The organism is Paenibacillus sp. GYB004, assembly GCF_036577605.1.
GTDB lineage: Bacteria > Bacillota > Bacilli > Paenibacillales > NBRC-103111 > Paenibacillus_AB > Paenibacillus_AB oceani.
This window is the reverse complement of the sequence record NZ_JARBDB010000011.1, coordinates 1-24,047: the sequence shown is the minus strand read 5'-3', so window position 1 is coordinate 24,047 and position 24,047 is coordinate 1. Positions and strand designations below refer to the sequence as shown.

General features: G+C 53.8%; 19 protein-coding genes and 1 other annotated feature. Of the genes, 2 read left to right on the top strand and 17 right to left on the bottom strand.

The window, feature by feature from the left end; all coding sequences use genetic code 11:
- Window positions 1–39 precede the first annotated feature (39 nt).
- The 5 genes from PV433_RS06205 to PV433_RS06185 form a co-directional block, all read right to left on the bottom strand.
- Window positions 40–1,437: an enolase C-terminal domain-like protein gene (locus tag PV433_RS06205; protein WP_332071314.1), complete on the bottom strand. Its 1,398-nt coding sequence runs from the start codon at window positions 1,435–1,437 to the stop codon at window positions 40–42.
- A complete protein-coding gene (locus PV433_RS06200; protein ID WP_332071313.1) occupies window positions 1,424–2,281 on the bottom strand; it encodes a sugar phosphate isomerase/epimerase family protein in 858 nt (285 codons plus the stop codon). Before PV433_RS06200 ends, PV433_RS06205 begins: the two co-directional genes overlap by 14 nt.
- Before the next feature lie 21 nt (window positions 2,282–2,302).
- On the bottom strand, window positions 2,303–3,286 hold the full coding sequence (locus tag PV433_RS06195) for a hydroxyacid dehydrogenase (protein ID WP_332071312.1): 984 nt from the start codon (window positions 3,284–3,286) through the stop codon (window positions 2,303–2,305).
- Between the two features lie 110 nt (window positions 3,287–3,396).
- Window positions 3,397–4,869: an arylsulfatase gene (locus PV433_RS06190; protein ID WP_332071311.1), complete on the bottom strand. Its 1,473-nt coding sequence runs from the start codon at window positions 4,867–4,869 to the stop codon at window positions 3,397–3,399.
- A gap of 261 nt (window positions 4,870–5,130) precedes the next feature.
- Window positions 5,131–5,967, bottom strand: coding sequence for a phytanoyl-CoA dioxygenase family protein (locus PV433_RS06185; RefSeq protein ID WP_332071310.1), 837 nt, complete (start codon window positions 5,965–5,967; stop codon window positions 5,131–5,133).
- Between the two features lie 297 nt (window positions 5,968–6,264).
- Between PV433_RS06185 and PV433_RS06180 the strand changes: the two genes are divergently transcribed.
- Complete coding sequence (locus tag PV433_RS06180) at window positions 6,265–6,804, top strand: hypothetical protein (RefSeq protein ID WP_332071309.1); 540 nt, start codon at window positions 6,265–6,267, stop codon at window positions 6,802–6,804.
- 98 nt (window positions 6,805–6,902) lie between these two features.
- On the opposite strand, the gene PV433_RS06175 is transcribed toward PV433_RS06180, so the two are convergent.
- The 8 genes from PV433_RS06175 to PV433_RS06140 form a co-directional block, all read right to left on the bottom strand.
- On the bottom strand, window positions 6,903–7,214 hold the full coding sequence (locus tag PV433_RS06175; protein WP_332071308.1) for a Dabb family protein: 312 nt from the start codon (window positions 7,212–7,214) through the stop codon (window positions 6,903–6,905).
- A gap of 104 nt (window positions 7,215–7,318) precedes the next feature.
- Window positions 7,319–7,843, bottom strand: coding sequence for an LPXTG cell wall anchor domain-containing protein (locus PV433_RS06170; RefSeq protein ID WP_332071307.1), 525 nt, complete (start codon window positions 7,841–7,843; stop codon window positions 7,319–7,321).
- Between the two features lie 82 nt (window positions 7,844–7,925).
- Window positions 7,926–8,651: a kasugamycin N-acetyltransferase AAC(2')-IIb gene (gene aac(2')-IIb, locus PV433_RS06165; RefSeq protein WP_442951484.1), complete on the bottom strand. Its 726-nt coding sequence runs from the start codon at window positions 8,649–8,651 to the stop codon at window positions 7,926–7,928.
- 331 nt (window positions 8,652–8,982) lie between these two features.
- Window positions 8,983–9,972, bottom strand: a complete 990-nt coding sequence (locus PV433_RS06160; protein WP_332071305.1) for a hydroxyacid dehydrogenase — start codon at window positions 9,970–9,972, stop codon at window positions 8,983–8,985.
- Window positions 9,973–10,206: 234 nt separating this feature from the next.
- Window positions 10,207–11,142: a Gmad2 immunoglobulin-like domain-containing protein gene (locus tag PV433_RS06155; protein ID WP_332071304.1), complete on the bottom strand. Its 936-nt coding sequence runs from the start codon at window positions 11,140–11,142 to the stop codon at window positions 10,207–10,209.
- Window positions 11,143–11,478: 336 nt separating this feature from the next.
- Window positions 11,479–13,860, bottom strand: a complete 2,382-nt coding sequence (locus tag PV433_RS06150; protein WP_332071303.1) for a polyprenyl synthetase family protein — start codon at window positions 13,858–13,860, stop codon at window positions 11,479–11,481.
- A gap of 509 nt (window positions 13,861–14,369) precedes the next feature.
- Entirely contained in the window at window positions 14,370–15,692 is a 1,323-nt protein-coding gene (locus PV433_RS06145; protein ID WP_332071302.1) for an FAD-dependent oxidoreductase, read from the bottom strand.
- Window positions 15,689–17,008, bottom strand: a complete 1,320-nt coding sequence (locus tag PV433_RS06140; protein ID WP_332071301.1) for an ABC transporter substrate-binding protein — start codon at window positions 17,006–17,008, stop codon at window positions 15,689–15,691. Before PV433_RS06140 ends, PV433_RS06145 begins: the two co-directional genes overlap by 4 nt.
- Window positions 17,009–17,177: 169 nt before the next feature.
- Between PV433_RS06140 and PV433_RS06135 the strand changes: the two genes are divergently transcribed.
- On the top strand, window positions 17,178–17,990 hold the full coding sequence (locus PV433_RS06135) for an AraC family transcriptional regulator (RefSeq protein ID WP_332071300.1): 813 nt from the start codon (window positions 17,178–17,180) through the stop codon (window positions 17,988–17,990).
- A 601-nt stretch (window positions 17,991–18,591) separates the two neighbouring features.
- On the opposite strand, the gene PV433_RS06130 is transcribed toward PV433_RS06135, so the two are convergent.
- From PV433_RS06130 to PV433_RS06115, 4 genes are all read right to left on the bottom strand, one after another.
- A complete protein-coding gene (locus PV433_RS06130) occupies window positions 18,592–18,735 on the bottom strand; it encodes a hypothetical protein (protein WP_332071298.1) in 144 nt (47 codons plus the stop codon).
- Window positions 18,736–18,914: 179 nt separating this feature from the next.
- Window positions 18,915–20,927, bottom strand: a complete 2,013-nt coding sequence (locus tag PV433_RS06125; RefSeq protein ID WP_332071297.1) for a right-handed parallel beta-helix repeat-containing protein — start codon at window positions 20,925–20,927, stop codon at window positions 18,915–18,917.
- 389 nt (window positions 20,928–21,316) lie between these two features.
- A complete protein-coding gene (gene asd / locus PV433_RS06120; RefSeq protein WP_332071296.1) occupies window positions 21,317–22,402 on the bottom strand; it encodes an aspartate-semialdehyde dehydrogenase in 1,086 nt (361 codons plus the stop codon).
- A 271-nt stretch (window positions 22,403–22,673) separates the two neighbouring features.
- Window positions 22,674–22,933: a binding site (T-box leader), on the bottom strand.
- 139 nt (window positions 22,934–23,072) lie between these two features.
- A complete protein-coding gene (locus PV433_RS06115; RefSeq protein ID WP_332071295.1) occupies window positions 23,073–23,834 on the bottom strand; it encodes an MBL fold metallo-hydrolase in 762 nt (253 codons plus the stop codon).
- Window positions 23,835–24,047: the final 213 nt, after the last annotated feature.

The following is a 24,047-nucleotide window of genomic DNA, read 5'->3' as shown; positions in this document are numbered from 1 at the left end:
TGAAGCCGAAGTCAGCCCTTTGGGTAATCGAAACGAGCATCAAATGTGTACGACCGGAGCCGGAAGCGGTCTCTCCATCTCCTCGACCTTGTAACCGAAGCCGTAACCTCCAATCGTCCGAAGTTGCAGCTTGCCTCCCTCTCTCCGGTACAAGCCCGGATGGACTTTAGCTTCATAGCTGGAAGCTTCCGGATAAAACTGCATGCCGTTCGTCTCCACTCCCATAATCGTACCTGCGTAATAAGCCAGAAGCACGTGCGGAATTTGCGCCAGCATCGGATTGGTCAAATCCTGGACCATCAGCGTCATCCCGTGCGCTTTCGCCCAGCACAGGCTGAGCAAAGCCCCGGTTTGCGTCTTGCACGTCTTCAGCGCGACTCCGGTCCAGCCAAACTCCCGCCCCAGCTTCACCAGCTCCCAATCGTGAGCGCTTTCGTCCATAAACAGCGGTTTCCTCGCACTGACGCTGCGGACGTCCAGCCGGTTCGCCTCCAAATCGTACGGAAACGGCTGCTCGATATACAGAATCGACTTATAAATATCCGGCTGCTCGTGAAGCAATCGGTCCAGGATATGATTGACATAATCGCAGTCTGTCACCTGACAGTTGAAATCTGCAGTAAGCCACACGACCTGACTTGCCAAGGCGATTTCACCCACCTGTACGAGCCGCTCGTAGTCCCACGCCGCATCGTTTCCTGCCAGTTTTACCTTCAGGCATTTTAAACCGTCCCGTTCAATCCAGTCCTCCAACGTGTAGGGATACCCGTCCTCACGCTCGTCACCGGTCAGCTCCCGCCTGTATAGAAGATCTTTGCCGCCCACCAAATGCCAGGCCAGCAGCTCCGGAGACGACGGAGTGTCCAGAAAATGCTCCGGGTACAAGCCGTCGAAGCGAACCGCCGACCCGTTCGCCGGCTCCAGGTAAGCAGCAAGATCCGCATTCATATAACGCTCGTTATATGTCGCATAGACGGGAAGCCGGTTCGTTTGTCCGTAGGCGTCATGAAGCGCGATATCGAATAAGGAGAAACAGACGAGCGCCGCCAAATACGGAACGTTCTCCGCCAGTCCCGAGCCGGCATTAAACCGGTCGACGAGCACGGGGAGCCGCTGCTTCTGGTACGAGTGGCCGAGCTCGAACGGATGCCCTTGCTCGTTCCATTCCGCGAGATCGTTCGCGATCAGCTCGCATATCCGTTTGATCGCGCGTTCGCGAATCTCGTAACCAAGCGCACTCGGCCATACCCATTGAACGCTGAGCGGCGTCTCTCCCCAGCCTTCCCCTCGTTCCCCCCTCCGGTTTTCCGTCCGGATGCATACTCTGGCGCAGGTCACGCTCGTAAGCACCTCGGCTCCGAATTTCAAGGGGACGCGGGTTTCCACAGGCAAATAGTACAGTTGAAGTCCTGTCACACGAATATCATACGGCTTCATCGGCGGCCTCCGTTTGCTCCATCACTTGGCGGATATAACGAACCTCTTCCTGTAAAGCGGGGATCAACAGATCAGGCCGGTCGCTACAGTAGAAAGGCTGGAAATTAAGTACGCCCCGGAACTTCACTTTATGCAGCGCCCTGGCGATCACCGTCCAATTCGTGACGCCTTCCTGACAAGGAGCCCAAGATTTGGTCCAGCCTTTATTCGGCAGCGCGGCATCTTCGGGCCGGTACCGGTACAAGCCGTCCTTGACTCCAACAGCAGCCGCGTAAGCTCCCAGACCGGCAATCGCCTTGTTCCAATTATCCGATCCCTCGTGAAACTGGTTCCCGGGGTCCGGCATAATGCCGACGTATTCGGCCGGAAGCCCTTGGACAAGCGCTAACGCCTCATACGTATGTTGGACGAGCATCCGGTTGCCGTGGTGCACCTGGTACACCGCTTTGATCTTGAATTTCCCGCATAGCTCGGCCATCCGGTGCATCTGCGCACGCGCCTTCTCCATCTGGGCGAACAGATCCTCGTGTTCGGTGTACGTAAAATATGACATGCGGAAGCTTCGGATTCCGTGATCCGCCATCACGCGCAGCGGCGTATCGTCCTCGGCAAGTTGGTCCGGCGAGAAACTGGTCGTTGCGAACTCTACCTTTATGTTGCGGCGATGCATGGCTTTGACAAAAGACGCCGTCTCCGCGGCCATATGGTCCGGAGTGACCCAAAATCCGTCCCGCACTACCAGATCGACCGCATCCAAACCGCAATCCAGAACGACCTCCGCCAGCTGATCCGCCGTGCAGTTTTGAAAAAATTTAGGAAACAGCGAGTATGTCATTTCTTTCATAGTCTCATCTCCCCTTTTACCTCACGCAAGACGATCGAGCATATCCCAGGTTACGACCATTTTCGGCTTCTGCCCGCTTTTGTAAGATCGGATGTCCTCCACCACCTGGTTGCCGATATAATAACTGGGTCCTCCGGCAAGATGGGACGTGTAGATGACGTTCGGCAGCGTGCGGATCGGGTTATTCATCTCCGCCGGCTCCGGGTCCGATACGTCCAGAAATGCGAACAGTCTGCCTTTCTCCAGCTCTGCGATCAGCGCTTTTTCATCGATGCAGGCCCCCCGCGAGGAATTGATAAACACGGCGTCGTCCTTCATCGCCTGAAACTCAGCCGCGCCCATCATGTGGCGGGTGCTCTCGGTCATTGGAGTATGCATCGTAATCGCATCGCACTGCCCGCACAGCTCCAGCAAGCTGTCGACCTTCGTTGCCCCAAGCTCAGCCGCCGCTTCCGGCGTAAGGAACGGATCGTATACCAGCACTCTAGGACCGAATGGGCGTACGAGCTGCAGAAAGTATCGGCCTACTTGCGAAGCGCCGACCACTCCGATCGTCGACGCCGCCAAATACAGCTTGTTCGGGAGGGGCGCTCTCCGTTCGGTACGATTGCTTTGCGAGTTCGGAATAATTCGGCGCAGGCCGACGATCATCTCCCCAAGAGCCATCTCCGCGACGGTTTTGCCGATCGCAGGGGCGCAAGAAGCAATCATCAGACCGCTTCCGAGCAGGTCGTCGGTAAAAAAAGCTTTGACGCTGCCCGCCGCATGCTCCCACAGCTGAAGGGACGGACACGACTCCAGAATCGCCTTGCTTGGCTTGGGCGTTCTCCAGGACCCGACTGCAACTTGACAGTCTCTCAGGAACGTACATGCTTGCTCTTCCGTAAGCTGTTCGTCCGTTTCATTCCACCTGACGTTTGCGACCGATTCCAGCTCCTTGCGGCTAGCCTCGGAAAATATAGCTTTTTGCATACTTGTAGGCAGTAACACTCCAATGTTGTCCACGTTGCAGAACACCTCTTTCGATGATGAATTCAGTACCAATATAGCATCCGGCCGATTGTGAACGAATGGCGAAATCCAAGTTAAACTTATCTTTTTGCGTGATACCTGATTTACTTTTCACCTGCGCCGCTCAAACGGTCGATTCGCTCCTTGTACTTCGGCGATACGATCGGAGGCTTGCCTGCTTGGCATACGAGCGATCCGTTGTCCGTCAAGCCGGCGTTCCGCTGCGCCAATACCGCCACCAGCTTCTTCCGCCAACGGTTCAGCTCCGCAGCATAGTGCCCGCTTGCTGCCAGATCCTCGCATTCGCCCGGATCTGCGGCCAGGTCGAACAGCTGCTCCGTGCCGATTCGCGGAAACCACATATATTTCCATCTGCCGTCCGTCACATACTGCATCTCCTGCAACTCGGAGTAACAGGTGCTGTGCTCTCCATGTACAAACTCCCGCCAAGGAACGGACTCTCCCTTCATTAGCGGCAGCAGGCTGAGCCCGTCCACGGAATCGGGTATCGGCGCTCCGGCGACATCAAGAATAGTAGGCATAATATCCTGCAAGCATACGGGAGCTCCGCTTCTTTCGACCGCAGAGCCGCCCATCGCTTTCGGCAGCTTTACGATAAGCGGAATATGTGCGGAACCTTCATAAGCATACGTTTTGCGCCACAGATGGTGATCGCCCATCATATCGCCGTGATCGGAGGTGAACAGGATCAGCGTATTGTCGAACTGCCCGGTTTTTTTCAACATCATCAGCAGGCGACCGATTTGCAGATCGATATGGTGGATGTTGCCGTAGTAACCGATCCGCGCTCTGCGGATTTCTTCATCGCTCCGTTTGCCTCTCCAGGCATCCGGCTTGGCGGCGTCCTTCTCTACATGATGCATGGCGGACCATGATCCGATATACGGCTCCGGAATATTCTTCTTCTCGTAGATGTCGTAGTAAAAGGCGGGCGCGTCATAAGGCGAGTGCGGACGAGCGAACGACATTTTCAGGAAAAAAGGTTTGTTCGGGTCGCGGTTTTGCACAAACCGGATCGACTCGTTAACCGTCCAATTCGTCGGATGCAAATACTCCGGAGCGTGGTAAGGACGGGCCATCCACGAGTTCCAATCGATGCCGTGGTCGGTAAACCCGTAATCCCCCGATTTGTTCTGATCGAACCATCTTCTATAGTCGGATATGAAGCCGGGATCGCCTTGTCTTCCGGATTCGTCCAGCACGGTGTGGTGAAAACCGAACAGGGACCTTTGCGGATGGAAATGCATTTTTCCGACACCTTGCGTGTGGTAGCCGGCCTTAGCCAATTGCTCGGGCAGCGTATGTTCCAAGCAGCTTATCGGTCCTTGACCGCGGCCCATTCCAAGAATGCCGGTATTCCAAGGGTCCATGCCGGTCATCAAGGTAGCTCTGGCCGGGACGCAAGACGGGGTGCTCGTATATGCGCTCGTAAACACCGTTCCTTCCGACGCCAGCCAGTCCAGATTAGCGGTTTCGATCGTCTTGTTCCCGTAACAACCCAGCGTATCCCAGCGCTGCTGATCGGTCATGATTAACAGTACATTCGGTCGTTTCATTTTCTCGCCCTCACTCCTTATTCAATCGTCAGCAATCGGCCTGTTATATTCGCCTATTAAATAGTTACTGCCTTAGGAATGTCCCTTCACGGACGGCAGTGTCAAATCGAATGTATCATGTCCTCCAGGAAAAACGAATGGCTAAATTGCGTTAGTATTTGTCGTTTTGTGTGCCTCTCCTGTACAAAGCGAAACCCCGTCATCACCGGATGACGGGGTTGGAAAGCAATAGATTGGAGATGAAACAACGGGAAATCCCTCTCAGTGCGCATAGGCCGTCTGCGATTCACCGCCGCCGAGCCAGTACTGTTTCAACGGGACCATCGCCGCTTCCGGGACGTAATATTTGAAGCAATTGTCGCTAATGGCACCGAGCAGCTGGCGGCGAATAGGGTCCGCCCCTTCCAGGAGCGCAGGCGAGGCTTGATGGTAATCGATCGGGCGAATCCAGAGCGGGCTGTAGCCGATAAACAATTGACGTCGCGTAAAGGCCGACCGGTTAGGCGACCCGGCATGCCACAGGTTTTGCGGGAAAATGAATACGTCTCCCGGCTTGCCGCATATTTGCAGCTCGCCTTCCACCGGGACGTTCACATCGGTTTGCACCGGTTGAAAGCCCGCTTTCCGGTGGCTGCCCGGAATAATTTTCGTATTGCCGCGGTCCGGCTCCGACATATCGCTCATAATGTAGCAAATCTTCACGTAATACGGGGCGGTCAAGCCGCCGATCTTCGGAAAATGCGGATGCGGTCCGTCCTGGTGCCAGTTAATGAAGCTGTTCGTCGCCGTCTTCACGTCATCCGGGTTCGGCTTGCGGACCGTCAGATGGGAGATGTGCAGCTGAATGTTGTACCCGATCAGATTAACCATAAGCGGCAGTAAGGACGGATGATCGATCAGCGACATTATCGAAGGGTCCCGCTCGACGCTATGATAGACGTTATAAGCGAGGGATTCGGGTTCCTCGGCGACGATCCGGTCGATGGCGGCGTTCAGCTCCGTTACCTTGGATTCGGACAAGGCGCCCCTGAGCAGCAAATACCCTTCTCCGTGAAATTGCTTCATTAGTGCCGGAATATCCAAATTCATCTCGATCATGGTTTTCTTCCTCCCATTTAAAATATACTCGTGTAAATATTGAGGGGAATAAAGGGGAGCTTTTGAACTCCCTTCGAGGTTTACACCTGAATTTTACTCCAGTAAATTCATAGTTGCAACTACATTTTTTCATATTTTATCCTAGAACGCTCTTAAAATAGTCATTTGGTCGAATATACAAATGAAGTCCGACATGCAAAACTAGGAAAATGACCAAGTTATGGGACAGGTCATCTGTATAAAAATGCGTGATACGGAAATCGATTGTATTCGCATACCAAGGAGGAGACAGAACACATGCCGATGCCGACGAGTGCCGAAATGTCGATTCTTTTTGAGGAAAACGACTTGCAGCTGCGGCAATTTATAGCGGAGCACAAGATGACCTTAAAACGTCGAGGGATTTCAGAAGAGGATTGGACCGAACGGTCCGGAGAGCCGATCCGGGACCAGATCGTGCAGGCGTTCGCGATTATTTATGGAGTGGCGGTGGATTGGCGGGAGTTTGACGAAGACATCGTTCTTTTATTCGGAAAAATGATTCCGGAGCAGGTAGAGGTTGAAAATACGGACGAAGGGCTGAATGTCGTGTACGACGGCCGCAGCTATTCGATCCCGCTCAGCTTCTCTCCGAAGGACCGGTACATCACGATCAGAGGATTCCAGTCGATCGTGCGCGACCGGTATGAAGTGCGTTTATTGGAGGCTTCTTACTTGTCCGATACGCATGAATTTGTCATATTGCCTGTCGCAACCTGGGAAGAGCTTGAGCGGAGTTACCCGGGCAAAATCGGAGAAGTATTCCGGACGATCGACGACGATCTGGACTTCCCGTAATAACCGCGGATGCACGCGTCCCGAGACAACGCAAGCCGGATACCTGCAGCTTCGGCCTCCGGCTTGCGAACGGGCGGTTCGATCCGTGCTTCCGCAGCTTACGGACTACCCTTGACCGGATAATCCACGACGACTACGTTGTCGAGAATTCCGTCCAGCATCTGAACGAACCGCTGATGCAGCGGATGTGGTCCGTATAACCGCAGCGCTTCCCGGTCTTCGAACGTAACGCGCAGGCCGAGCGTGTACCCGTGGATGTTGCCGGTCTCCTCCGTCACGTTGATGCCGGCGGTTAATTCCACGATGCCTGGAATATTTCCTCGGAACGAATGCAGCGCGTCCAGCAATTCCCGCTCCTTCTCAAAGGTTAGAGGCGCTTTGAAACGAAATGATACCAGATGTTCGTACATATGAGGCCAACTCCTCTCCCTAATCAGGTCGACAATCATGTCCTCCCCATTATACGGAAGCCCCCCCGATCTGGACAGCCGGATGTTACATCATACCGGCTCCGCTACGTCGTTTTCTTTTTTTTCCTGTACAACACGATTCCCGAAATGGCGACCAACAGGATTCCAGCCAATACGAGAACCACCGTATACCGCCCAGCTTGTTCAGCCGGTGCGCCTGCAACCGGGGCTTGCTCCGTTTGAAATACAGCAGGCTGAACCCCGGCCCCCTTCATCGCCTCATCTCTGGCCGGGTCCCACGTTCCGGTCCGCCCGCACAGGTTCGTTCGGAGCTGTCCTTCCCGGTGGCCGCCGAACACCAAATAGTCGGCACCCTTCGTGTAAGGGTCCCAGCCGTTGTCATAAATCTGCACACGGGGACCGTCTACGCCTTTCCAAGCTCGATCGACTTGAAAGATCGTCAATCCCCCTTTTCTGATCTCGATGACCGTTCCCTTGAATACGACCGAACTCGTATCCATCTCTTCGTTGACCGGTCTGGGCGGCGCACAGGATAACGCTTGCGCTTCAGGCACGGCACTCCACATTCCGAACATGGCGATCCATACCGCCAATATCAGCTTTTTCATCGGCTTCTCTCCCCGTCAACAACTTATCTTTTTGACGGCTCCGGCGCCCCGGATGTTGCAGAAGAACATAAGAAACACCGGATCATACGATCGTAAAGTTGACTCCGTAGTAGAACAAGCCCAACTTGCCCGCTACACGTTGGGAAGCGAGATTGTCCGACCATGTGCTGTACAACGGGACCGCCCCTGCCCTCCGTACCTCCTTGGCCCAACCGGCTACAACCGCCGCGGCGTATCCCCGGCCGCGGAACTCGTCCAGCGTCTCGAGCCCCGCTTCATGCGCACGCGGGGTGATGCGTACGCTGCGACATACGGAGACGGCCCGATTCTCGTGCAGAAGTGCCACACAGGGCTGGGCGAAATCAATCTCGGAGGCCAGCCATTCGAAACCACCGTGCAGCAGTCCCTCCATATTCCCGCGCGTAATCTCCGTCACCTGCATGGACGGAACGGCTTCGCCGGGAATCTCGAAGCATGGCCCCGTCGTAAACGTAACCCCCTGAAGCAAATTCATATAGGTTGCGAAATGCTTCGGCTTCGTCCGGAAATCCGTCACCTTCGGTTCGTCTGCGCCCAAATCTTCCAGCTGTCTGACGAGCTCTTTCGGAACATCGTGCCGGAACCGGCAAACGCTCGTCCCCTCTATCGTCCGTCCCAAAAAAAAGCGGGGGGCAGCCGCCTCACCCGGCCACGGCTCGTTTATTGTCTGCAGCCTCATGCTCCGGTCATGCGTAAACAGCGCCGCTACATGCAACTCCATGAGTTCATGAGCGGCCGGCTTTTGTACTTTTCTTCCCGGCAAATGCATACCTCCAATCTAATCCAAAGCCCGGGCTTCGGATTCAATCACAATTCATCTTACCAGATGATGTAACGCATTCCCCCAGAAAAAATGATCTAAAACAAACGTTCCGCACCATGCTTCAACTTTCAGACTCGTCAGCAAGAAACGGGTTACTCGACCTCGAGATGAGGCCGGTAACCCGTTTTACATGTGCAGCAGACTTACTCGCCGTCATGAAACCGTATACATTACTTCCGAACAAGGGAATCGATTAGTCGGATTACGCTGCCTCCATGACTTCCATTGTGCAGCGATTCTGCACATGCCAACGATCCGTTACCGTTCAAATCGCAGTCTAAGCTAAAATCTCCCATAAATGTTCATACACTTCGAAGCGAGTAGGCTCGTTGCGTTCTTTGCGCAATATATCGGCGACTACTTCCTCCATCAGCGACAGATGGCCCTCCACGGTATCCCCTGCTATGTGAGGCGTCAATAACACATTGTGCAGCCAGCGAAGCGAAGGATCTTTCGCCGGATTTTTCGTAAATACATCAAGAGCGGCGTAGAACCGGCCGGTTCTCAGTTCCGCGAACAAAACTTCCTCGTCCAGTACGGCCCCTCGCGAGGAGTTGATTAGTATGGCGCCATCCGGGATGCGGCGGATCAGATCCGCATGAACAAGATTGTCCGTCGCCGGGATGGATGGCGCATGGATCGAAATGATCGGACATTCCATCACCTCTTCCAGCGTTGCACGCCGCACCCCCAGCTCTTGCGCTTTTTGTTCGCTCAAGTACGGGTCGTACAGCAGAATGTTCACTTGAAACGGCTTCAGCAGTTGGATAAACGCTCTTCCGGTCGAGCTGGCCGATACGATGCCTACCGTTCTGCCGATTAATTCGTTCCCTCTGACATCCTGAAGCTTCCAGCCGCCATTGCGATAGTTCGCTTCGAACTGCGGAAGCTTCCTGAGCAAGGTCATCAATGCGGAAAGACAATATTCGCCTACACTCCATGCAAGTCGAGGCGCAGCGGAATGTATGCCGATTCCTTGAGCGAACGCTTGTTTCGGAATACGCTTTTTAACCGTGCCGGCAGCATGGCCGATGTAGCGGAGCTTCGGAGCTTTCGCCAGCATCTCCCCCGTAAGCACGGGCGATCCCCAGCTTGTCAGTATTACTTCAGCATCGGCGATCATTTCCATCAGCTTCTCTTGCGTATACTCCTCATCCGTTTCGTTCCAGACCGGGTTAAATTGCTCCTCCAGCCATTCTCTGCACCTTGCGGAACACACTTGTTCCAACTGAGGCTTTGACGGTAAAACGTACGTTTTCAACTTCATTTCCCTACATCCCCTTGTTATGTAATCTGCAATTAGGATATTTGAACACCATATGTTACAGTAATTTCACCTTACCACAGGCGTTGCGTATCTCGAATATCCGAACAATCGCAATACTTATCATTTTGTGTGATTCAAATGCCGGTTCGTTGTGTCTGGCTTGGCTAGGCGCGCAACAACAAAAAAAGCCGCGATCTGCGCGGCTCGTTCTGGCAAAACCAGGTGCTAGTATGCTTAGGAAGCCTTCAACGGAAGGATCAGCTGATGCTGGATGGAGCCGTCCTTGGCGCTGTGGATGAACAAAATCAACATCAGATTCGGCTGCGAGGCGTTCTCGTAGCTGACCTCGAATTTGAACCGCCCCCACGCCGGAGCCCCTTCTTCGGCCATCTCATGGCCTTTGGCTAATATATTGTGGCCGTCTTCCAACTCCCAGCTGAAAGCAGCCTCGAATACCCGGGCTTCGCCTTCCACGGTAAACGTTTTGGGAACTTTCGTTCCCGGCTTGGGCGCGAAAATCCGGAAAGCGTCGTTCTCCGCTACCGGGGTCGGGATCACTTTGCCGGAGCGGGCATCAATGCGTATCGTTTGCGGTTGATCGGGCGTTTCGTGACGGACGAGCTCGACTTTCCAGTAGCCGTCATCCGTTTGCAGCGAGACGTTTTTGACGGCCGTCGCGGCCGTTGTTCCGGTCAAGGATTGCAAGGCGGACTGTACCGCTGCCGTTTGGCTGATCGTACCTTCGGGCAGCTTGACCTGCTCCTCCTGCATGACGATTTTGGCTGCTGTCGTCTGAGCCGGATACGATTCCGCCACTTTCCCCGTATGCCAAGCCTCCACTTGCGCGCCGACCGCCATTTTATCCGGTGTAACCGTTTGGCCGAGACGGGTCTCCAGCACCGTCTGCTCGGTCACGGTGAACCAGTAGGCGTCGATGGAAGGTGTGCCGGTTTTGTCGGCATAGGCCGTAATTAGCCACCGATTCCCGTCCTTCTGTACGATATGGCCTTTGTCCATCGCTTTGACCGCAGGTCCCTTCTGCTCGGTGACCGGTTCCGGTGAAGGGTTGGCCGGAGCGGGACCGGCAGATCCTGCGGAACGGCCACATGCGGCCAACAGAATGACAAAACAAAGCAAGGCGAGCAAATGAAGCTTTTTCAAGGTTCTCATGTCACTCCACTCCTTTGACAAGTCAGACGTATTACGGGCTTCAAAGGTTTCAAGATATCTCCAAATATAGGCTGACCCCGCCGATTATCCGGTAATAAGACTTAGCGGGTGCAACGGTATCTTTAAACAATATAACTCTATTCTATCCGATTTAAACGAAAGAGGCATCACGCCGAACAAAATAAGCAGCTCCGGCACGCCTTGCTTTCACGGTGCGCGGGAGCTGCCCCTCTATATTCAACGGCATCCGAGCCGAATGCATCCCTTCATTTGTCCATCAAACAGGAGGATCGCCACGATCATAACGGATGACCTCCTTTCCAGCTATCTGCTAAGTTAACATTCACGGTTAACGATATACGTTACTAAATGCTTTAAAAATGCGGTATTGCGGGGCATCGTCTGCAACTGTTCCACCGCCAGACAGTAATGCTCCCACATTTCTTTCTGAGCGCCTTCCGGACCGAGTACGGTCACGAAGTTCGAATTGTTATTTTCCGCATCCTGACCGGTGGGCTTGCCTAGCACGAGCAGATCCCCTTCGACATCGAGCAGGTCATCTTTAATCTGGAAGGCGATCCCCGCGTGATAAGCGAATTTCTTCAACGCTTCGATCTCCTCCGCGCCGATCCGGGCGAGTATGGCCGGCATGACGAGAGCCGCTTCAAAGGCAATGCCGGTTTTGTAAAAACAGATCGCGTTCAGTTGTTCCAGCGTCAGCCGTTTTCCTTTGGAATCGAGATCCATCGCCTGGCCCACGCACATATCAGCTGCCCGCCGGGACGAATATTGGATCAGCTCGAGCACGGTCGCAGCGTCGAAAGACTGCAGTGACGACTGCTCTTCAATCGCTTTTTGGATCAGAAACAAACCGGTCAATTCCGCTGTCGCGCTATTGTGCACCTGATGCACGGTGGGACGCCCTCTGCGGGTGGACGCATTATCCTGCGAAGGCAGATCGTCGAAGATTAGGGAGGCGGTATGCATATATTCCAGCGACCTTAGCAGCGGCACGATCGCGGCTGCCCCCAATCCGTATTCCTGAACTCCCATCACCCAGGTCAGGATCGGCCGCAGACGTTTGCCGCCGCCTTCCAGACTGTAGTTCGCGGCATCGATAAGCGATTCTTTCATAATCGGAATTCCTTCAGGTTTATGGATGCTCAACTGGTCATTGATCTGCTGGCGGACCGTGTCGAGCGTCTTCCGGAAATGTTCCTTTTCTTCCCGGTCGCTTCTCAGCACATGGATCAACTGGTCCCGCAGCAGTTTATCGAAGAAATCCACGTCTTCCGCCCGCTGCACCATATAGTGGACAAGTCGGTGGAACTCCGGATTTCCGGTGGCAAACACGTTCATCACTTCGTTGTACGTATCCGTGCCGATCCGTTTCTTGAACCGCTGCAGCCCATTGATCGCCCGATCCAGTATGACCTCGCGGGACTTGGCGTCGGAACGGTATACGTGATGAATCAAATATGAGATCACCGCCCAGTACAGCTCGTAAGGATTGATCAGATCCGGGCGCTGGCGATGGTATTTGTAATAATAGGTATAAGGTGTAACCGCTCCGATCTTGCTATCATCGAACATATCCGCCAAATCGTCGGCAAGCTGGTTGTAGATGCCGTAGTAAAACGTTCGAGTATCGAAGCCTTCGTCTGCGGCAGCGCTAATGACCGAACGGACAATAAGCCGGGAGGAAGAGGATTTAATGATGATGGGCACATACAGCTCTTCATTGGTGTAAGCCGCATCCGACAGTTTCTTGTTGCGGTCCGTATCCTGGGAATGGAAAAACACGTAGGACTGCTCAAAAAAAGGTTGCCGCGTCTCCGGCCGCTGGTAGCTTTTAATATACTCAAAAGCGTCCCGAAGCTCCGCATGCACAAATCGCACCATACTCAGGTTCGCTCCGCTCCACTCGCCCAGCTCAGGCACCGATCCTGTGAGCAGCGCGGTGCGGATCATGCGGGAATACCGTTCTTTCTCCCGGTCGGTTAACACCCCGGAATCGAGAAGATCGTCGATAAACGGATACGACAAGCCGTACGAGTAACCAAGCCGGATCGCCTCATCCAATCTGCGGGCACGTTCCGCAGGCGGCGCCTCGTCCCCCATCTCTTCGACGACATGAAGGACGACGCCGACGATAATTTTGATCAGCTTGCGCAGCGCATGCTCCGCGTTCATCTCTTCGGGAATATGGGCCGATACGTTCTTCAGCTTGTCGATGACCCAGATCGTCGCGCTCTCCACGCCTTCCTTCCGGGCCCACCGGTACAGTCCGGCCAAGCTCAAATCTTCGGACTCGTTCCCTTTGGCGGTTGCGGCGGAACGGATCAGACGGCTTTTGACATCGGCGACCATACGTTGTATCCGGGACAACGTGACGGGCGAATCGAGCGCTTGGCCCAGATCCCTCATATACATGTAGGAGACGCTTCGGTCCAAGTAATCGTCCAGTTTCCCCGTAAAGTTCAGCCACCGGATGTATTTATTGAAATCCCGGGAGTCAGGTTTGTTCTTGCCCCGCAGCAACAAGGATAGCCAAGACCGATGAATATGGTTCCTTTGCCACGATTGAAAATCTTTCGTCAAAGCAGTCGCATAAGTCCGGTCCCTGACCAACGCTTCAAGCGATGCGAAATACTGGGCCGCCTTCCGCTCGGCCAACCGGTACCAGGCGTCGGCATGATCTGTATATGGATGTTTCATAGGATTCCCTCAATTTCTATTGTTGTTTAACATGGATCCCGTAAGGAGAATGAGGTTACACCATGAATCAAATCGGAATGGAACTCACGCCGCAATAAATTCGTCGGATCATGTTTATATCTTAATACGTGAAACATCCTTTTGGGTTACGAAATCGTCAGGAGGATCGTTGGATGATCCTATTTGTGCGGGTTGCGGCGGCTATCTTGGCTCACAGCCATCACCCCAAGTTTTTTTCAACAAAAAAAAGATGCCCCTGTTCCCTGAACAGAAGCATCCTGCTTGATCTCCCTGCGAAAATAAAAATACCGGACTTCTATCATTGGGGATGATGCATTCCAATGGATGAGTTTACCCTACATGTACGCGGAAACGCGCTGTGCCGGTAGTTCGTATAATCAGAGCGAAGCCGGTGTCGGAGTCGCTTGCGCCAGACGGAAACGCCCGAAGGTCCTCCGGCGACGGTCTCCCCGCTTCGGATCACTGTAGGAAGAGAGGGAAGCGGCCTACTACGTGGACGAAATCGGAATTTCCGGTACAATCGCACCGGATCGCTCCAGCTGTTCGCGCAATAGCTCCATCGGAACGTTGCGCACCGAACAATTCAACCCGGCGGCAATCGCCGCGGCCATGCCGGCCGCCTGTCCGGTCGCCATGCAACTGGCCTGCACGCGGAAGGCCGAATTGGCCATCCGGTCGCCCGATATGCATCGTCCGGCGACGAGCAGATCGTCGCTTCCCTTCGGAATCAACGCCCGGTAAGGCAGCGTCGCAACGATACCGCGCTGAAGATATTTTTGCTCGATATGGTAGCCGCTGTGATGGTGCAGATCGATCGGGTAAAAGCTGTAGCATACCGCATCCGGCCACACATAACCGGACACGTACGACTGCTCGTCTACCTCCGCTTCCCCGTCGATGCGCCACGTTTCACGGATGCCGCACTCATTCGCAACGTAGCGAACCTCCAGCTTCTCGCAGCCCGGCACCCGGCGGAGCAACCGTACGGTGTCCAGCAAATTCCGCCGTGCCTTCACTTCCGCGGCCGTCCTCGACTCCGATTCCGAGCCGTCGATATGTTGAACGTGCATGTTGATCCGTCCCGCTCTCAGGTCGTTATACAGTCCGTTGCGGCTGCGGTCCACTTCCCCGCTCCGGAACGCTTCTTCGTACAGCCGGTTCAGTTCGCTCTGATCGACGGCCGACGGATCGTAGCCGCCGATATCGTTGATCAGCGTTCCCGGCTGCAGTACCTCGCCTTTCCGGCGCGCGTATCCCATCATGCCCGTCACATCCGCGTCCCCGGTCGCATCGACCAGTTTGCGCGTCTTGAACCATCTCAGCCCCGACTTGCCAACGAGCGCGACATACAGGCCGTCTTCGCCTTTGAGTACCGCAGCAGGCATCTCGTGCAGCCGCAGGCTCACGCCCGACTCCAGGCAGAGCTGATCCAGCACGGCGCTGTACAGAAACCGGTTCACCAATATCTGATGTTTCCAGTGTCTGGGCGGAACGACGGAGAAATCCGGAAGCTCCGCGCCGCCCAGCTCCGCCGTTCGTTCGATAATCTCCCAGCCGATGCCGCGAATGACCTGCTTGCCCCAGGCGTGAAACAGGCCGGGGAAATTAACCGAGGCTACGATCGTCGTCCCGCCGAGAATGCCGTTTTTCTCCACGAGCGCCGTACGCTTGCCGGCCCGGGCCGCCTGAATGGCCGCCGTGCATCCTGCCGATCCGCCGCCGAACACCATGATGTCGTAATCGCCATAAACCTCGTCTTTCGCCGGCAGCGGGAGGGTAACAGTCTGCCCGCCGTTTCGCCCCGTACTCATTTGCGCACCGCCTCTTCCAGCGCTTTATTCCCCTGCTCCTCGGTTTGCCGCAGCGCCGTGTTCAGATCCATCTGGCCCATGATCACTTTAGCCAGATTCGCGCCAAGCGGCGACAGCACCAAACCTTCGTTCGCCGAACGCGCCATCGGGGCGGCCGGTTTGTTCGTATACAGCGCTTCGACGATCTGTTTATCCTTAAAGGTGGTATCCTGGGCAAACGCATCCCGGACCGCTTTCGTCTTCACGACAGGGATGAACCCTTTCCGCGACAGCTGCATTTGAAAGTCGTCCGATACGAGGAACTTCAGCACTTCCATCCCCTGATCCTTGTACTTGCTCGTGCTCGTAATAAACAACCCGTTCGGGTAAGGCTGCGAACCGACGCCGGGCAAGTCGCCGAACACCGGCAAGCTTGCGATTCCCCAGTTAAAAGTGTTGAAGTCCGGCTGCAATTGCAAATAAAAATTCATGACAAACATGGCCAAATTTTTATCTTTCATGAAATTATCGTTATTAATCGTTTTGTTCACCGAAGTTAAATATTGACGGTATCCGTTAGCCTCGGTCGGCTCGAGAATCGACTTCCTGATGAGCTTGCGGAATGCGTCGTTGTTGATCGCCGCTTTGGCGCCCGTTTCGTCGACGAACGGCAGCGAATACGGGTTCATCGTCAGCATATGATTGATCGATACGCCGAGGCCGAGGTATTGAATCCCGTCTTCGAAGCGGGTTAAGCGTTTACCTAGCGCGATCGCCTCATCCCACGTCATGCCGTTTTTCGGGTAATCGACGCCGAATTTATCGAAAATATCTTTGTTGTAATACATCACCAGCCCGCCGTCATGCAGCGGAAAACCGTACAGCTTCCCCTTGTCGCTGAGCGCGTCGAACACCGCCGTTTCGAACCGGCTCGTATCGATTTGATGCGTCTTCATCAGCGTCGACAAATCGTACTGAAACCCGTTATCGATAATGTTCGCGCGCATATTGCCGAGCGAGTCGTGGATGAGATCGATCGTCTGGCCGGCGGCAATATTACTTTGCAGCGTATTTTTGGCCGTGCCTTGAATATAGGTGAATTTGTACTTCGGAAACTTCATCTTAAGCGCAGTCCCGAATCTCTCGTTCCATACCTCTTCGGTATTGCCGACCGCCCCGAAAATAACGAGCTCCGCCGGCTCGTCGACATACGACTTCGGAGCCGCCTCCGGAGCCGGCCCGTTCTTCTGGTTGTCCGCCGACCCGCAAGCGCCGGTCAGCATAACGACGGCAAGACCCGTCCCCACTACACCCGTTACTGATTTCGACAGCTTCATTTTTAGCGCTCCCCTTTTCTTTGTATTCGGTTTCAGCAGGCCCGCTTCCCTTATTCATTGTAGGAGAAAACGCTTTACTTTCACCATACACTTTTGTAATCTAATCCATATACAAAAAATTGCCTGCCGGGCGTGATCCGTTCGTTGGCCGACGAGGGGAGAGGTTGGGATGTCTTTTCCTTTATGCGGGCATATCCCGCGTCTCACCTATTTTCAGCACGTAGTCAAGCGCGAGCAGTTTTTTCAATACGAGAGTGTGCAAACCGAATGGCTCGTCTTTGCGGTCGAAGACGGGTCCTTTTATTACGAGATCGAAGACCATTGTGCAACCGCTTCCTTCGGCGATCTGGTGTTCTGTCCTCCCGGCGTTAATTTCAAACGCGTCGTGATCGCTCCGGTCACCTTGTTCGTTCTCCGGATGGGCTGGGGCGACGACCAGGGCAACGAGCTCGACCCGCTGCGGCTCGACCGCATTCCGGTCGGCAAAGTAAGTCTGCACGACACCGAGAGGCTTCTGGACGATTACGCCGCCATGAAGCGGCATCATTATCTGGATGAGCGATGGAGCATGATCGGACGCAGGCATTGCCTGCACCATATTTGGCTGATGTATTGCGAACAGGCGGAGCAGCTGCCGTCCGCCGAAGCTCCCGGCTCGCTAGATCCGCTGATCCGGAAGGCGACCGTTCTGATGCAATCCCAGGCGTTCGAGCGGTTCAGCCTGAACACGTTAGCCGCCTCCCTCGGAGTGAGCCGTGCGCAGTTATGCCAGAAGTTCCATGCCGAGCTGGGAACGACGCCGATCAAATACGTGACCGCCCTGCGGCTTGAGAAAGCGAAGAAGCTGCTCGTCGAAACGAATTTGACGCTGGATCAATTATCCGAATGCTGTGGCTACCAGAACGGGTTTTACTTAAGCCGTGTCTTTAAGAACAATTGCGGCGTAACTCCGAAGCAGTATCGTTTGGAGCACCGGTTGTAGAGGCGTGAAGAGCAGATAAAAGTCTCTGGCGAGGCTGTCGATTCATTGAGGACAACCATGTGGGAAGGGAAAAGATGACCTTCTGGCGAGTTTTGTCTGGAACCCCCTACCTTACAATCCTTATTAAACCAAGGGATTCCGGACAACCTGTTTGAGTAGAAGAAGGTAATTTTTCACTTGGAACGGCCTGCTAACACTTCTACACAATGAATCGACAGCCTCTCTGGCACCCCCTATTATCGGTAAATTGCGATGGCAGCGACGAATAGAGGCGGTTCGTACCTCTTATTTCCGCCGACGGATGGAGCCTGCGCCCTTTTCGCCGATATTAGCAGCTTCAAACCGCTCTTATTCCGTGTCCACGCGGGATTTCGGACAAATTAAAGGCTGCAAACCGCTCCTATTCGGTTCCTGATTTTGCTCGAGAAAAGGACCCCAGCCTCCACGCTACAGTGGAAGTTGAGGTCCTTTCGTTTGAAGACCGGTACACGTTGTCCCGTCATACGTATACGAACTCTTGTGAATAGACACTTTCCCAACCTTCCGGCTGCGGGCAACGCCGCGGAAGGATCTGCCTCACTTAAGCCCAAAGGAGGCCGGCTTAATTCGTCTCATACCACGTGCCCGATATGCATTTGAACCGGTACAACCTGCTTGGTTCTAACAATTTTGTCGCCAATGTATTGGTTTTGATCGTCGTATTATGGGTGATGCTCGTATTGCCGTTCGTCGTGATCATATCCAACGTTTGCCCGTTCACCTCGTTTACGAAGCCTGTAATCGCGGTAGCCTCTGAGTTGTGGAAACGGAGGCGAGTTATGCGGTCCCGAAGCCGGTCCGCCGGCGGCATCGATGCTCTGGATAGATGCGATGAATTGTGCCAGAGCTATCGACGCTTGCCGGGCGGCGATCTAGGCGATTGCCTTAAGCTTCGATCGTTCCGAACGCTTTCCATGTGCCCGGCGAACCCGCCGTCGTACACACCCAGCCGATGCAGCCTCCGGGCAAAGGCAGCGTGTTGTATACCAGATCGCCCCGTGCGTATGCTCCCGCTGCGGGTGCTGCCGTACCGTATTTCGCAGCTCCATTCCAGCTGTTCCCGGCCTCATGAAGTGTGGACACGCCGGCTCCCGTGTATGTAATAGCTCCGCTTGCAACCGTGCCGCTCACGACATTATTCTGGATACTGGCCGTATCTACGGCTGACGTTCCGCCTATGCGGAACGCCCGCTGCGTCCCGTTCACGGAGATTACGTTTTTCACCATATTTCCGCTCAGAAGCAGCTCCCCGACATGTTCCACTGCGATTCCTTGACTCGACGGCGAGTCCAGCATATTGCCTTCAATGGACAAGCTCAAGCTTTTCTGCACCCCGATATAGCCAATTCCCGTTCTCCCCGCAGAGCGGATCAAGTTGCCGGCAATCCTCCCGATTCCTTCGCACAACGCATACGTAATGCCGCTTGCACCGGAGCCGGAGATCGTATTGTTTACGATCGAGAAATGTTTCAAGTAACCCACATAAATTCCGATATCGTCGACCGTATCAATCATATTGCCCGATATGTCCACCAGTTCCGGCTTGTTGTCCGCCGTCCCGGTTATCTCGATGCCTCTGAAGCCGCTGCCTTTGATAACATTGTCCGTTATTACGTAACGTCCTGCGACCGGCCCGACAGTAGCGGGGACCAGGCTGATCCCGGACCCGCTCGCAGGAATGTGCTGAGTAACACCCTGAATGATGTTGCCGGAAATGATCATATTGTCGGCGTTCACCTTGCCCCGGATCGGAGCTACGTGGCTGTTCTCCAGCCGGTTGCCGGTGACGACGACATTGCGGGACCAAATATACATGTCAATCACGCCGATGCCGCTCCCGTTCGTAAACCGTCCATACCCGCTGATGTAATTGTCCGTAATGGAAAGCTTCGAGTATTCCGGAGACGATACGTTCGTTCCGGCAACCGAAATGGCCGGAATTCCTTCGCCCGCTTCCGCCGGAGTATGCTCGAAATGACATCCGTCGATCGTCGCGGTGGCCGCATCCGCTATATAAATCGTGAACGTGTTATAAGCCGGGCTCGACCTGCTCTCCGAACCGTTCGTGAACCGGCAGCGCAGGACGCGAAGCATCTCCCGGTTCGTTTCGGTTCTGTCGCCCAGAAAGCGAATGGCTCCTTCGCACGTATTCGTCATGTGGACGCGTTCGACATGCAGGATCGCCGGACGCGATACGCCGGTGCCGACAGCCGTGCAGTTAAGCGCAAATTTGCCTTGGCCGTACGTTTGATTCCCGCTGTTCTGATCGATCGTCATATCGAAGATGGAGACTTGCGTTCCGCTCCCGCTTACCTGGATCATGTTCCGGTTAGACAGAGCCTTTTGCCTGATGATGGACTCCGGTCCTTCTCCGCTAAATTCGATCGAAGCTGAGATCGTAATCGAGGAAACGATATACACGCCTTTCGGAAAAAACAGCCGTTTGCCGCTAAGCGAATCGGTCGCCGCCTGTATACGGGCTCCGTCGTCCGTAACGCCGTTCCCTGTAGCGCCGAATTGCTTGACGGAAATCAGGCCGGCGTGGGACAATTTCCACCTGCCTCCGTCTGCGGCTACGATGATGGTGCCTCCGTTATCCGGGCTTGCCGTATCGGCGCCATCGAATGCATAATTGCCTCCGCCGCCGTCCCCCGGTGAATAATATCCTGCCGCATACACGTTCGTCGCTACCGTGTGATCGAGCCCGCGTAAAGTTTGAATGGAATCAACTATGATCAGCCCGTTCGTATGAGGGCCGCTTCCCCCGCCGTATACCGCCTGAACCACCCCGGCTCCGCCTCCCGCACCTTGGAGAACATGGTATAATACCGCTCCGCTTCCTGCCGTTCCGATTGCCGCAAGCAAATTCCTGCGATTCATTTGCTTTTCATCATTCATCGCTTTGCCCTCCAGCTTGTATTGGAAAAGGGAGATTTTATTACCGGACATGCAAGTGGACCGACAGGAATGTACCAAGATATCTACATTGATGTATAATTTATTAATTATTACTGGTTTACAAATATTCCCTTTTCAATATAAATACTAGAGCGATTCGAGCGATAAGTCAATGATTGATTTAGTTACCGGAGTAACTTTTTAATGGAATGCTACAACATTCAATTTGTGGTTTACATTTATATTGAAATAGATGTAAATCAATTTAATCAACTCGAACTGCCGACTCTTACTGCAGGATCGATCTTTTCCTTACAAAAGCAAAAAAACAGCAAGCCCCGAATAATCGGAAACCTGCTGTTGTAATTGATCTATTCGATTCGCTACCCTTACTTTGCTTGAATATACCCTTCGGCTTTTAGCAGCTCGGCGATCAGAACAGCGCCGCCCGCCGCTCCGCGCAACGTATTGTGAGACAGTCCGACGAATTTGAAGTCGTACAGCGAATCCTCGCGCAACCGGCCTGCCGACACGCCCATTCCGTTCTCGATATCGCGGTCCAGTTGGGTTTGTGGCCGGTTCTCTTCTTCAAAATACGTGATGAACTGCTTCGGCGCGCTTGGCAGCCCCAGCTCCTGCGGACGGCCTTTGTAGTTCGACCAGCGTGCGAGAATTTCTTCTTTCGAAGGTGTTGTCTCGAACGATACGAATACGGTAGCCAGATGTCCGTCCGTTACCGGAACACGGATGCACTGGGTTGTAATGAGCGGCGCGCTCGCCTTAACAATCTCGTCGTTGACGATGCTGCCCCAGATGCGCAGCGGCTCCTGCTCGCTTTTTTCTTCCTCCCCGCCGATGTACGGGATGACATTATCGAGCATTTCCGGCCAATCGGTAAAGTTTTTGCCGGCGCCGGAGATCGCCTGATACGTTGAAGCCACGACTTGGGTCGGCTTAAAATCGGCCAGAGCATGAAGCATAGGCACATAGCTTTGGATGGAACAGTTCGGCTTAACTGCGATAAAACCGGTCGAAGTGCCAAGACGTTTTCTTTGGGCGGCAATGACATCCAGATGCTCGGGATTCACTTCGGGAATAACCATAGGGACGTCAGGAGTCCAGCGATGAGCCGAGTTGTTGGAAACAACGGGCGTGCCTGTTTTGGCATAAGCCTCTTCCAGCGCTTGAATTTCATTCTTTTTCATGTCCACGGCGCAAAAAATAAAATCTACACCTGACGCAACTTCCTCCACCTTGGAAGCATCCTGAACGACAATCGATTTGACGTCTTCCGGAATCGGGGTGGACAGCTTCCATCTGCCCTTTACGGACTCTTCATACGTTTTGCCAGCCGACCCGGCGCTTGCCGCGATTGCCGTAACTTGAAACCAAGGGTGCTGATCCAGCAATTGGACAAACCGCTGGCCGACCATGCCCGTTCCTCCGACGATACCTGCTTTTAGCTTTTGAGACATAAGCGATCCATTCCTTTCTGATATACATGTTCTGTTATTTATACATAGGAATTTTCGACAGATCCATCATCCAACCCGGAGAGAGACCTCTCTGCACGGCCGCCCGTTCCCGGAACGTAACGACGCATGCTTCGATCCTCTACTAATGTACTATTCAAACGATCCGTTTCGGTGCTCAGGTTCCCTGCAGCGATTGTTAATCGCAACAAAAGCTCTGACGGCGCCGCAAACATTCAGGCAACAATAAAAAATCCCACCCCCAAGACTTGGTCTTAGGGACGAGATCTTATACTCGTGGTACCACCCTGATTCGCTGGTATGTCGCCATACCGGCCTCTTTAAGTACGGCATCACGTCGTAATGCTTATACTCTAGCTCTATAACAGGAGCTCCTGGCACGCCATCCCTCGCCTGAGTTCCGACATGCTGCTCAGAGTCTTTTTTCAATAAATAACCCTTTACCCCTTCCCAGCCGATCGGGGCTCTCTGTGAAAGAATTTATTTATTTACTCGTCTCTTCATCGCATTTCATATTGCGATAATAGTATCAAAAAACTGCCGTTTGGTAAACCATTTTTTAAAATTCAAAGGCAGAAGTACCGGTTAATGGCCGATTTGCTGCGCTTGCCCCGCCTTTTTCTAAAAGGAATGGGATTATGTGTAATCCCGCTTATACTTGCGCGTTCGTTCCATCGATCGGATAGGCCCGGAGAAGTTCATGCAGCGCTTGCCGTACGTCGCCATGAAATACCCCTCCGTGATAACAGACGAGCTGCTCGATGTCGTATTCAAGCAAGCGACGGACCGAACGGACCGCTTCTTCCAGATCGAGCGTATATTGGGGATTGGCGATGGCCAGCTTCGCGTCCTCGATCACAACCGCGTCGGCTGCGATCAACGTTTTGCCTGCCGGCAAGTACAACGAGATATGCCCCGGCATATGACCGGGCGTGTGAACGATCACGATCCCGCCACACCAGGGCAGCGTGTCGCCGCCGGATACGGTCCGATCCACCTCCGCCGTCTCGATTGATTGCAGGAAGCGGATAAACTGTTCCGCATACGGCTTCGCTTCGGAAGGCATCTCCTCCAGCGACGACTCGGCTTGCTCAAGCCTCAGCGATTTTCCTTTGCCTTCCAGATACGGCTTTTCCAGCTCGTGCGTTATAATTTGAATGTGCGGAAATTTACGCTTCAGCTCCGCCATCGATCCGATATGATCCATATCGTGATGGGTCGCAATGATTTGAGTGATCGATTCGAGGCCGATTCCATAGCGGCCAAGCGCTTTCTCAAGATGCGGAATAAAACCGGGATAACCGCAATCCACAAGAATCCGTTCGTGTTCATCCTGCAAAAGAACAGGCGTAATCACTTGATGTTGCCCGTTATAATCGAATTCGATCTCAAGCAGCTGATAATTGGTATTCATTTTTATTCTCCTCGTAAGCAAGGAGCGGTTGTACATACAATCGCCAATCGTAAACTGCTTATACGCTTGCTTATTTTTAGTTATTTACTCAACTTTCGCAGCTTAGATTAGCGAATAAACCCTTAATGTACAAGGGCAAATCGGCCATCCACTCTTGGAGTTGACACAATACCGTTTGTTTGCTGCGTTTGTTCTTGGCTTCAGCCATATCTA

Excerpts from the sequence above, each read along its gene's own strand:
- PV433_RS06205 (WP_332071314.1), bottom strand. The coding sequence starts at position 1,437 with ATGAAGCCGTATGATATTCGTGTGACAGGACTTCAACTGTACTATTTG.
- PV433_RS06200 (WP_332071313.1), bottom strand. The coding sequence starts at position 2,281 with ATGAAAGAAATGACATACTCGCTGTTTCCTAAATTTTTTCAAAACTGC.
- PV433_RS06190 (WP_332071311.1), bottom strand. The coding sequence starts at position 4,869 with ATGAAACGACCGAATGTACTGTTAATCATGACCGATCAGCAGCGCTGG.
- PV433_RS06185 (WP_332071310.1), bottom strand. The coding sequence starts at position 5,967 with ATGATCGAGATGAATTTGGATATTCCGGCACTAATGAAGCAATTTCAC.
- PV433_RS06180 (WP_332071309.1), top strand. The coding sequence starts at position 6,265 with ATGCCGATGCCGACGAGTGCCGAAATGTCGATTCTTTTTGAGGAAAAC.
- PV433_RS06175 (WP_332071308.1), bottom strand. The coding sequence starts at position 7,214 with ATGTACGAACATCTGGTATCATTTCGTTTCAAAGCGCCTCTAACCTTT.
- PV433_RS06170 (WP_332071307.1), bottom strand. The coding sequence starts at position 7,843 with ATGAAAAAGCTGATATTGGCGGTATGGATCGCCATGTTCGGAATGTGG.
- PV433_RS06160 (WP_332071305.1), bottom strand. The coding sequence starts at position 9,972 with ATGAAGTTGAAAACGTACGTTTTACCGTCAAAGCCTCAGTTGGAACAA.
- PV433_RS06155 (WP_332071304.1), bottom strand. The coding sequence starts at position 11,142 with ATGAGAACCTTGAAAAAGCTTCATTTGCTCGCCTTGCTTTGTTTTGTC.
- PV433_RS06150 (WP_332071303.1), bottom strand. The coding sequence starts at position 13,860 with ATGAAACATCCATATACAGATCATGCCGACGCCTGGTACCGGTTGGCC.
- PV433_RS06145 (WP_332071302.1), bottom strand. The coding sequence starts at position 15,692 with ATGAGTACGGGGCGAAACGGCGGGCAGACTGTTACCCTCCCGCTGCCG.
- PV433_RS06140 (WP_332071301.1), bottom strand. The coding sequence starts at position 17,008 with ATGAAGCTGTCGAAATCAGTAACGGGTGTAGTGGGGACGGGTCTTGCC.
- PV433_RS06135 (WP_332071300.1), top strand. The coding sequence starts at position 17,178 with ATGTCTTTTCCTTTATGCGGGCATATCCCGCGTCTCACCTATTTTCAG.
- PV433_RS06125 (WP_332071297.1), bottom strand. The coding sequence starts at position 20,927 with ATGAATGATGAAAAGCAAATGAATCGCAGGAATTTGCTTGCGGCAATC.
- asd (WP_332071296.1), bottom strand. The coding sequence starts at position 22,402 with ATGTCTCAAAAGCTAAAAGCAGGTATCGTCGGAGGAACGGGCATGGTC.
- PV433_RS06115 (WP_332071295.1), bottom strand. The coding sequence starts at position 23,834 with ATGAATACCAATTATCAGCTGCTTGAGATCGAATTCGATTATAACGGG.